The following is a 9,358-nucleotide window of genomic DNA, read 5'->3' as shown; positions in this document are numbered from 1 at the left end:
GGCGCGTAGCGCTTCCGCGGTTGGGGGGCCGGGCTTGCTGCGCGGGTTCTGACCGGCCCCGGGGGGCGGACGGGAATCTCCAGCTGGAGATTCCCGTCCGCCGCCGGACAAGTCAATGATCTACAGGTTGGGAGGCCGGGGCGAGGGTAGGGACCCTGCCATGCGCGTCCTGGGAATCAATGCGATCTTCCACGACCCGGCCGCCGCCCTGGTGGTGGACGGGCAGGTGGTGGCCGCCGCCGAAGAGGAACGGTTCAGCGCTCGTCGAGGCGGCCCGGTGGCTGGCGGAGGACCGCGACGCGGCGTACCGGCTGGGCGCGCGGGCGCGAGAGGTGACCAAGGAACGCTTCGGGCTCGACCGGTTCCTCGTCGACTGGGACCGGCTCATGGAGGAGGAAACATGCGCATCGCGATGATCTCGGAGCACGCCAGCCCGCTCGCCGCCCTCGGGGAAGAGGACGCCGTCGGCCAGAACACCCACGTCGCGGAGCTGGCGGCGGCACTGGCCGGCGAGGGGCACGACGTGCGGGTCTACACCCGCCGGGACTCCACCGCCCTCCCGGACGTGGTGCCCGCCTCCGCCGGCTACCAGGTGCGGCACGTGCCCGCCGGGCCCGCGCTGCGGGTGCCGAAGGACGAACTGCTGCCGCACATGGGCGAGTTCGGCCGCTGGCTGGCCGACGAGTGGCGCCACGGTGACTGGCGCCCCGACGTGGCGCACGCCCACTTCTGGATGAGCGGGCTGGCCACCCTGCACGCCGGGCGGCGCACCGGCACGCCGGTGGTGCTGACGTACCACGCCCTCGGCACGGTGAAGCGGCGCCACCAGGGTGCCCGGGACACCAGCCCACCGGGCCGGATCGGCTACGAGCGGGCGCTGGGCCGGGCCGCCGACCGGGTGATCGTGCAGTGCCAGGACGAGATCGGCGAGCTGGTCCGGCTCGGCGTGCCGCGGTCGAAGATGGCGCTGGTCCCGTCCGGGGTCAACGAGGCGATGTTCCGCCCGGAGGGGCCGGTCGCGCCCCGCGACCCGGCCCGCCCGCGGATCCTCACCGTCGGCCGGATGGTGGAGCGCAAGGGCTTCCAGGAGGTCGTCCGGGCGCTGCCCGCCGTGCCGGACGCCGAGTGCGTGGTGGTCGGCGGACCGCCGGCCGAGCTGCTGCCGGCCGACACCTTCGCCCGCCGCCTGCGGGCGCTCGCCGAGTCGTGCGGGGTGGCCGACCGGGTCAGGCTGGTCGGCGCGGTGCCCCGTGAGGAGATGGCCGCCTGGTACCGGTCCGCGGACGTGCTGGTCACCGCGCCCTGGTACGAGCCGTTCGGGCTCCCCCCGCTGGAGGGGATGGCCTGCGGCGTGCCGGTGATCGGCACGAACGTGGGCGGGATCGGCGACACCGTCGTCGACGGCCTCACCGGTGACCTGGTGCCGGCGCGCGACCCGCGCGCGCTGGGCACCGCGATCCGTCGGCTGCTCGCCGACAAGGTGCGCCGGTTCGCGTACGCCACGGCGGGGCTGGACCGGATCCGCAGCCGGTACTCCTGGAAGCGCTGCGCCGAGCAGCTGAGCGCGGTCTACGCAACGGTGAGCACGGTTGGCCGCGTCGCGCCGGCGGTGGCCTGATGAGTGCGGGACTGTCCAGCCTCGACGCACACCTGTCCGGGCTGGCGGCCGCGCTGCTGCCGTACCGGCGGGCCGCCGAGCGGCTGGACGGGTCGCACCCGATGCTGGCCGGCGCCCGACCGCGCCGGCTGCTCGCCTTCGCCAACGCCGACGCCGGTCACCTGGACGGGCCGGACCGGCGGGCCGAGAAGCACGAGATCGACAGGCGCGGCACCCCCGTGGCTACCCGCCGGTAGCTTCCCGCCGTAGGCTGGGCCGGTGAGCGGGGACCCGGAGTACACCCAGGAGTTCGTCGACGTCGACCGGGCGCGGATCGGCGTGCAGGTCTACCCCGAGCCGGACGGGCCGCCCGGCGCGCCGGTGGTGGTGATCTGGCCGGCGATGGGGGTCCGGGCGCGCTACTATCGGCCGTTCGCCACCGCGCTGCGCGACGCCGGGCTGGCGGTGGTCGTCGCCGACCTGCGCGGCACCGGCGCCAGCACTCCCCCGCCCAGCCGGGCCTGCCGGTACGGCTACGCCGAACTCGCCGGCGACGTCGGTGCCGTCCTCGACTCGCTCAAGCCACGGCTGGACGGCCGGACCCGGCTGCTGCTCGGGCACTCCCTCGGCGGGCAGGCGGCCCTGCTGCACCTGGCGGTGCACGGTGCCGACGCGGTGGACGGCCTCGCCCTGCTGGCGGTCGGGGTGCCCTACTGGCGCGGCTACCCGGGCGCCCGGCGGTACGGCGTGCTGCCGTACAGCCAGGGGATCGCGGCGGTCGCCACCGCGCTCGGCGTCTGGCCCGGCTGGGGCTTCGGCGGCCGGCAGGCCCGCGGGGTGATCCGGGACTGGGCCTACACCGCCCGGACCGGCCGCTTCCCGGTGCTGGACGGGGTCGACGCCGAGGCCGCCGTCCGGCGGCTCCGCACGCCGGTGCTCGCCGTCGGCGTGGACGACGACCAGTACACCCCGCACGGCACCCTGGACCACCTCTGCGCCAAGCTCGACGCCGCCCCGGTGACCCGCGCGCGATACACGGCGGCCGAGGCGGGCGCCCCGCTGGACCACTTCACCTGGGTACGGGCCGGCGCGCCGCTCGCCGGTCGGGTGGCCGCCTTCGCGGCCGGCCTGCCGCGCCGCTGACCCGCCCCGGACGGCCCGGGCCCGCCCCGGTCGACAGCCGGTCGCTGCGGGTCGCGGTGACCGGTCGCGCGGATCCCGCGACCCGCCGCCGGGCGGGCGCGGGCGACGACTGCGCGGACCGGGACGAAGGCGCAGGAACGTCCGTCCGCGCCGCCGACACCGGGTGCGTAGCCGCGCGGAAGGTGGGTATGCCGCTGCGCCCGAATACGGTGGAGGGGGATCAGATGTCCGAACGGCACACCGCCCTGCGGTCGATGCACGATCTGGGCCTGGCGGCCTGGTTCGGCGGCTCCCTGATGGGAGCCCTCGGCGTGAACGGTGCGGCGGCACAGGTCAGCGACTCGACCGAGCGGCTCACGGTTGCCTCGGCGGGGTGGGCCCGCTGGACGCCGGTGAACGCGGCGGCGATCGGCGCGCACCTGGCCGGCGCGGTGGGCGAACTCGCCACGGAGAGCCCACGGGTGTTCGCCCAGTCCGGGGTGGCGAAGATGAGCGCGGTCAAGACGGCGCTGACCGTCGGCGCGCTGGCGGTGACCGGCTACAGCCGGTTGCTCGGGAAGAGGTTGGAGAAGGCGGGCAACCCGCCGGTCGACGGCACCACCGAGCCCAACCACCAGACGCCGACCAACGTGGCGTCCTGTCAGCGGCAGATGAAGCTGCTGCAGTGGACGATCCCGGCGCTGACCGGGGCGCTGGTCGTGGTGACCGCGTACATGGGCGAGCAGCAGAAGCCAGGCCAGGTCTTCCGCGGCATGCTCGGCCGGGCCGGTGGGCTGATGAGCGCGCCGAAGACGATGGGGAAGGTGGCGGCGATGGGTGGGGCCAAGCGCCGCATGGCGATGGCGGGCTGAACGGGTGACCGAACCGGCCGGTACGGGGCCGGCCGTCGCAGCGTCGACGGCAGGCCCCGCGCCGGCGGGTCGCACCGGCGGGCGGTAGACGAGCAGCGAGGTGACGATGACGGCGAACGAGGGACCGAGGGGCGGCGCCGGGCGCGGCCCGGAGTCGGCGGCACCCTGGGGCACCACGGACGGCTTCGACGCGGACCCGCCCTGGGGCGCGGGCGAGGACGACCCGATGGACGAGGGCAGCGAGGAGACGGCCGTGCCGGAGGACGGCTGGGCGGAGCGTCGGGCGGGAGCGCCGGCGGCGCCGACCGGCCCGGCCGGGCGGCACGGTTTCGGCTCGGTCGAACCCACCCGCACCACGGAGGCGGGGCCGGGCGCTCCGCCGGATCCGGCGCCGGCGCACCGGTCGTTCCCGGACGACACGGCGGGCGGGGACCTGCCGGACAACGCCCTGGAGGAGGCGACCGGGATGCACCCGGAGGGCATCAGCCGGGAGTGACCGCGTGGCGGGACCGGCGACAAGCTGAGCCGGCGGGAGCTGCAGAAGCTGATCGGCACCCGGTAGCGGTCCGGGGACATCGACGCCCGGGGTGCCGCCGACGCGGCGTCCCGGGGGTCACCTGTCCGCGGGGCGGTTCAGGAGCCGGTGCCGTCCTCGTCACCGGCCGGAGCCGGCGGCGGCTCGGCGACCGGTCGCCCGGCCTCGTCCACCAGCCCCGGCGCCATGCTGCCGCCGTGCGCCTCCTCCGCCTCGCGGACCCGCCGGGCCTGCGCGTCGTCCGGCACCCCCGGCCGCTGTTCGTCGTGGCTCATGCTGCTCCCCCCGTCCGTCCACCGGGCGGTACCCGCACCCTCGGGCGACAAACCGGTCAGACCCGGGCATGCTCCGGCACCGGACCCACCCCGAGCAGCTCGGCCAGCCGTCCGGCGTCGCGCTGGGCCTGCCCCTCGCAGCAGTTGTTGAACAGCACGTGCAGCTCCCCGGCCTGGTCGGCCAGGTCGGCCAGCAGGTCCGCCCAGCGGCGCAGCTCGCCCTCGGAGTAGGCGTACCGGAACCGGTCCTCCTTGCTCCCGGTCTCCCAGTGCGCGCTGTGACCGTGGAACCGGACCACGGCCGGCTCGGCCGTGGAGATCATGATCGGCGGCACCGACGAGGGATGGCCCTGCGGCATGTCGACGCAGACCATGCTGAGGCCGTGGTCGCGCAGGAAGGTGACCGTCTCCACCGCGGCGTCGCCGTCGAACCAGGAGCCGTGCCGCAGCTCGACCGCGACCGGCCAGGGCCGGCACCGGCGCGCCAGCTCCGCGATCCGGCGCCGGGCGCCGTCGCCGCGGGTCAACCACGGCGGAAACTGCAACAGCACGGTGCCGAGCCGGTCGGCCGCCGCGAGCGGGTCGAGCGCCGCGCCGAACCGGCTCCACAGTTCCTCGTACGACGCCTCGGGCAGGTCCCGCCAGCGGATCCGGGCGGGGCCGGCGGCGGGCCGCAGGTCCTTCGGCAGCATCGACACCGGGGTCGGGTGGCCGGTGAAGAGGCTGAACGCCTTGACGTCGAAGGTGAACCCCGGCGGGGTGGCGTCCACCCAGCCAGCGGTGGTCTCCGGCGCGGGCACCGCGTAGTACGAGGTGTCCACCTCGACCAGCCCGAACTGCCGGGCGTAGTAGCCGAGCCGCTCGGCCGGGGTCTTCACCGCCTTCGGGTACCAGCCGGAGCGCAGCAGCGTCTGGTCCGCCCAGGAGGAGGTGCCGACCTTAATCACAGCCATGTCGTTCAGTGCACCGCCGCGCGGCCGGATCGGCAACCGCTGGCGTCGCGCGGCACCCCCGGAATTGTCGGTGGCCCGTGGCAGTCTGTGCCTCGACGACATCGACGGAGGGTGGAGTGATGACCACTTCGGAACGGGTTCTCACCGGCGAGCGGGCCGACCTGGTGCAGACCCTCGACCGGCACCGCGGCTTCCTGCGGCACACCGTGCGGGGGCTGACCGACGAGCAGGCCGCGGCGCGGACCACGGTCAGCGAGCTGTGTCTGGGCGGCCTGATCAAGCACGTGGCCATCACCGAGGAGCGGTGGATGTGGTTCGCGGTCGGCGGCGCCGAGGCGATGCAGAGCGAGCCGGTCGACTGGGCCGCCGCCTTCCGGATGACGGAGGGCGAGACGCTGGCCGGCCTGCTCGACCACTACGCGGAGGTCGCCGCCCGCACCGACGAGCTGATCGCCACCCTCGACCTGGACGCGTCGCACCCGCTGCCACAGGCGCCCTGGTTCGAGCCGGGCGCGAGCTGGTCGGTGCGCCGCGTGCTGCTGCACGTGCTCGCGGAGACCTCGCAGCACGCCGGGCACGCCGACATCCTGCGCGAGGCGATCGACGGCGCGAAGACGATGGGCTGACGCCCTGCGCGCGCCCGCGTCGGGCAGCTGGGCCACCACCATGTCGATCAGGGGGTGGGCGTCCTTGCGCACCCGGCCGACCACCTCGTCGAAGGCCGCCGGATCGACCCGGCGGTCGGCGGTGAGCGGTTCCTGGAGCCGCCGGGCGCTGGCGATGCACGCCGAGAGCTCCTCCTCCAGCACCGACGCCGCCCGGGTGACGACGGCGGAGAACTCGTCGCCGACCTGATCGACGCGCTCGTCGCCGCGCACGTCCCGCTCTCCGGCACGGTGGCCACCTCCTCGACAGACACCGCCTGCTACGGAGTCATGGCATCGGCCGGGCGTCGGTCACGCAGTGTAAGGATGCCGACGCTGCGGGTCTCTCCCGCTCCGGGTCCACGCGTGATCGTCGTCACCCGGCCGGCCCCGATGTGACGTCCCAAGGTCGTCCGGCGCTGAGGGACACGAGATGAACGCACATCGGATGGACCAGGAAACCGCGGAGCGGCTGCTCGGCGGGCCGGTCGTCGACCCGCAGGGCGGACAGGAGCCGCTCGTGGCGCTCCTGGCGGCGGTTCGCGCCGCGCCGCGCCCCGCCGAGTTGCGCGGGGAGAACGCCGCGATGCACGCGTTCCGCAGCGCCCGGGCCGGGGCGCCGCTGCCCATGCCCACCCGCACCGCCCAGCCGGGCGCCCTCGCCCGGTTGGCCGGGCTGAAGGTCGCGCTGGCGGCCCTCGCCGTCGCCGCCACCGGCGGGGTGGCGCTCGCCGCCGCCACCGGCACGCTCCCCGCTCCGCCGCATCGGCCCGCCAATCCCCCCGTCACCCCGTCGGCCGCGCCGGGTCAGAGCTCCTCCACCACCGCCCGTCCCGGCCCCTCGGGCGCACCGTCCACGGTGGACCCCGGCCGGTCGGCGCCGAGCGCCTCGACCGTGGGTCTCTGCCGGGCGTACCGGGCGGACGCGGGCGACAACCCGGGTCGAACGCTGGACAATCCGGCCTTCGCCGCACTGATCAACAGCGCGGGTGGCCGGGACAAGGTGAGCGGGTACTGCGAGCGGGTGGTCGGAGAGTACGGGACGTCCGGCAAACCGGATACCCCGGCGACCGGCCGGCCAGCCGGCCGGCCCTCGCACAGCCCGACCACCCCGGCCGGCAAGCCGACCGCACCCGCCCCGACCGAACTCTCGGGACCCGGCGTCCACTGACCCGACCCCGCCGCCACCCGGACGACGTCGGGGCTGGGGAGCGTGGCGGCATGGAATCGGTCTGGGACTATCCCGTTCAAGGGCGCACCGGGCACCGCCGGATGATGACCGGTCGGCTCATCGCCGGCTGCTGACCCGTGGTGGCGGGGCTGATAGCTTGCCCCGATGAATCTGCGGCGTCGACGCGTGGCGGTGGCCTTCCGGACCGCGATCGTGATCAGCGTGCTGGCCGGGATCGTGCTCACCGCGCTCGGCCCGGCCACGGTCACCGGCCTGCTGCCGTACTTCACCATCCAGAGCAACGTGGCGGTCGGGCTCTTCGCCGGCTACGCCGCCTGGCGGGCCTGGCAGGACCGGCCCGAACCAGCGTCGGCACTCAAGGGAGCGGTCACCCTCTACATCACCATCACCGGGGTGGTGTTCCACCTGGTGCTGGCCAACCCGGCCAGCCCGTTCGCGATGGCCCAGCCGGACCGGGCGCTCGGCGAGGCGCTGGGCAACCAGTTCCTGCACACCGTCGTACCGCTGCTCGCCATCGCCGACTGGGCGCTGTTCGACAAGCGCGGCCGGCTGCGGGTGCGGTACGCCGCCTGGTGGCTGGCCTTCCCGCTGACGTACCTCGGCTTCGCGCTGCTGCGCGGGCTGGTCGTGCACCGCTACCCGTACCCGTTCATCGACGCCGGGCAGCTCGGCTACGACGGCGTCTCGGTCAGCGCGGTCTTCTTCGCCTTCACGTTCTGGCTGCTCGGCCTCCTCTTCGTCGGCGTGGACCGGGGACTGTCGCGGCGCGGTGCCGCCCGGCCGGCCGGTGAGCCGGCGCCGACCGTGGCCGCCCCCGCGCCGGCCGCCGCGCTCGAGGACGCCGAGACGGACGCGCCCGCCGGGCAGCGCTGAACCGCCGGGCCGGCGGGCGTACGACCACCGGCGCCGGTCAGCGCAGCAGGCTGCGACGACCGCGGGCGGCGGCGGAGCGGTCCCGGCCGGCCACCGCCGCGCTGCGACGGGCGGGCGGATGACGCCGGTTCAGGAGCCGATCAGACCCCGGACATAGGCGGCCTGCCCGACGTGCTGGAGGTCGTCCTCGGCCACGCTGACCAGCCGGACGCCGAGGGTCACCGGCGGGTCCCACGCCTCGTCGACCACCCGGTCCAGGTCCGCCGGCGTGAGCCCGGCCAGGAGCTCCCGGGTCCGCCCGGCCACCGCCTCGTGGTAGTCGACCAACGCCTGCGCGCTCTCCGGCCGCACCGCAGCGACCTGGTCGGGGGTGTGGGCGTAACCGGTGTCGTCCGGGTCGACGGGCAGCCCGAACCGGGCCGCCCAGTCGCCGGTGGCCCAGATCTGCTCCGTGCCGAGCAGGTCGGCGACGTGGTGGTCCTGGATCCGGGTCAGGTGCCAGACCAGCCAGCCGACCGGGTTGGCGCCCGCTCCCGGCGACCGGCGCAGCTCGTCCGGGCCCAACCCGTCCACCGCCGCCCGCACCAGGTCGGGCAGCCGGCCGTAGATCTCGGTCAGCAGGTCGTTCACGTTCACCGGTTCACTCCTTCGCGGGCGGATCCGACACTGGTACCGCCGACGGACGCCGGCAAACCCCTGGCTCTAGGGTGATCACGTGGTCGCGGCGCTGGAGCTGTATCTGGACACCGACGCCACCCGCCGGATCCGGGTGCTCTGGGACGCGTTGGAGGCCGAGGGTGTGCAGAGCCTGCGCTCCCTGCTGGAACAGCGGCACCGGCCGCACGTCTCGCTCGCGGTGGCGCCCCGCTTCGACCCGGACCGGGTGGCCGAGGCGCTGGCCGGGACGGTGGTGGCCGCGCCGCTGCGGTTGAACTTCCAGCACGCCGGGCAGTTCGTCGGTCGGGTGCTCTGGCTCGGCGTCACCCCCACCGCCGAGCTCCTCGCCCACCACGCGCTGGTGTACGAGCGGCTGACCCGGGCCGGCGTGGAGCTGGCCGAGCACTACCGGCCGGGTCGCTGGGTGCCGCACTGCACCCTCTCGATGCGGGTGCCGAACACGCTGATGGCCGCCGCCGTCCGGCGCTGCCTGGAGGTGCTACCGCTGGAGGCGACCGTGGTGGGGGCGGCGCTCGCCGACCACGCCCGGGACATCTCCCGACCGCTGCCCTGACCCCCGGCCGACCGGTGTCGCGGCGCCGCCGGGCCCGGTGCCGGTCCCGGCGATGCGCGGCCGG

At 75.4% G+C, this 9,358-nt stretch carries 14 protein-coding genes; 11 read left to right on the top strand and 3 right to left on the bottom strand.

Annotated features, from left to right (window positions below):
• The first annotated feature begins 179 nt into the window (after positions 1-179).
• From ACLQ2U_RS21315 to ACLQ2U_RS21290, 6 genes are all read left to right on the top strand, one after another.
• Complete coding sequence (locus ACLQ2U_RS21315) at positions 180-416, top strand: glycosyltransferase (RefSeq protein WP_425752481.1); 237 nt, start codon at positions 180-182, stop codon at positions 414-416.
• Positions 401-1,618, top strand: a complete 1,218-nt coding sequence (locus ACLQ2U_RS21310; RefSeq protein WP_425752480.1) for a glycosyltransferase — start codon at positions 401-403, stop codon at positions 1,616-1,618. Before ACLQ2U_RS21315 ends, ACLQ2U_RS21310 begins: the two co-directional genes overlap by 16 nt.
• Positions 1,618-1,854: a hypothetical protein gene (locus ACLQ2U_RS21305; RefSeq protein WP_425752479.1), complete on the top strand. Its 237-nt coding sequence runs from the start codon at positions 1,618-1,620 to the stop codon at positions 1,852-1,854. The genes ACLQ2U_RS21310 and ACLQ2U_RS21305 overlap by 1 nt, the downstream gene beginning before the upstream one ends.
• Positions 1,855-1,876: 22 nt before the next feature.
• Complete coding sequence (locus tag ACLQ2U_RS21300; protein WP_425752478.1) at positions 1,877-2,740, top strand: alpha/beta fold hydrolase; 864 nt, start codon at positions 1,877-1,879, stop codon at positions 2,738-2,740.
• A 224-nt stretch (positions 2,741-2,964) separates the two neighbouring features.
• Positions 2,965-3,591, top strand: coding sequence for a hypothetical protein (locus tag ACLQ2U_RS21295; RefSeq protein ID WP_425752477.1), 627 nt, complete (start codon positions 2,965-2,967; stop codon positions 3,589-3,591).
• 106 nt (positions 3,592-3,697) lie between these two features.
• Positions 3,698-4,087 (top strand): hypothetical protein, encoded by a 390-nt coding sequence (locus tag ACLQ2U_RS21290; protein ID WP_425752476.1) that lies wholly within the window; start codon positions 3,698-3,700, stop codon positions 4,085-4,087.
• A gap of 137 nt (positions 4,088-4,224) precedes the next feature.
• Here the strand turns inward: ACLQ2U_RS21290 and ACLQ2U_RS21285 are convergent, their stop codons facing one another.
• Both ACLQ2U_RS21285 and ACLQ2U_RS21280 read right to left on the bottom strand, forming a co-directional pair.
• The gene (locus tag ACLQ2U_RS21285; RefSeq protein ID WP_425752475.1) at positions 4,225-4,401 is read right to left on the bottom strand and encodes a GTPase activator; all 177 of its coding nucleotides are present in this window, start codon (positions 4,399-4,401) and stop codon (positions 4,225-4,227) included.
• A 56-nt stretch (positions 4,402-4,457) separates the two neighbouring features.
• Positions 4,458-5,354 (bottom strand): DUF72 domain-containing protein, encoded by an 897-nt coding sequence (locus ACLQ2U_RS21280; RefSeq protein ID WP_425752474.1) that lies wholly within the window; start codon positions 5,352-5,354, stop codon positions 4,458-4,460.
• Positions 5,355-5,473: 119 nt separating this feature from the next.
• On the opposite strand from ACLQ2U_RS21280, the gene ACLQ2U_RS21275 reads away from it, so the two are divergent.
• From ACLQ2U_RS21275 to ACLQ2U_RS21260, 4 genes are all read left to right on the top strand, one after another.
• Positions 5,474-5,980 (top strand): DinB family protein, encoded by a 507-nt coding sequence (locus ACLQ2U_RS21275; protein ID WP_425752473.1) that lies wholly within the window; start codon positions 5,474-5,476, stop codon positions 5,978-5,980.
• Between the two features lie 64 nt (positions 5,981-6,044).
• Positions 6,045-6,209, top strand: a complete 165-nt coding sequence (locus ACLQ2U_RS21270) for a hypothetical protein (RefSeq protein ID WP_425752472.1) — start codon at positions 6,045-6,047, stop codon at positions 6,207-6,209.
• 222 nt (positions 6,210-6,431) lie between these two features.
• Positions 6,432-7,169, top strand: a complete 738-nt coding sequence (locus ACLQ2U_RS21265) for a hypothetical protein (protein ID WP_425752471.1) — start codon at positions 6,432-6,434, stop codon at positions 7,167-7,169.
• 165 nt (positions 7,170-7,334) lie between these two features.
• On the top strand, positions 7,335-8,063 hold the full coding sequence (locus ACLQ2U_RS21260) for a Pr6Pr family membrane protein (protein ID WP_425752470.1): 729 nt from the start codon (positions 7,335-7,337) through the stop codon (positions 8,061-8,063).
• Positions 8,064-8,192: 129 nt separating this feature from the next.
• Here the strand turns inward: ACLQ2U_RS21260 and ACLQ2U_RS21255 are convergent, their stop codons facing one another.
• On the bottom strand, positions 8,193-8,699 hold the full coding sequence (locus ACLQ2U_RS21255) for a mycothiol transferase (protein WP_425752469.1): 507 nt from the start codon (positions 8,697-8,699) through the stop codon (positions 8,193-8,195).
• A 79-nt stretch (positions 8,700-8,778) separates the two neighbouring features.
• On the opposite strand from ACLQ2U_RS21255, the gene ACLQ2U_RS21250 reads away from it, so the two are divergent.
• Entirely contained in the window at positions 8,779-9,294 is a 516-nt protein-coding gene (locus ACLQ2U_RS21250; protein WP_425752468.1) for a 2'-5' RNA ligase family protein, read from the top strand.
• The last annotated feature ends 64 nt before the right edge of the window (positions 9,295-9,358 follow it).

Source organism: Micromonospora sp. DT47 (assembly GCF_049844475.1).
Taxonomy (GTDB): Bacteria; Actinomycetota; Actinomycetes; order Mycobacteriales; family Micromonosporaceae; genus Micromonospora.
Note: the sequence above shows the minus strand (reverse complement) of the source record. Positions and strands in the feature narration are given on the sequence as shown.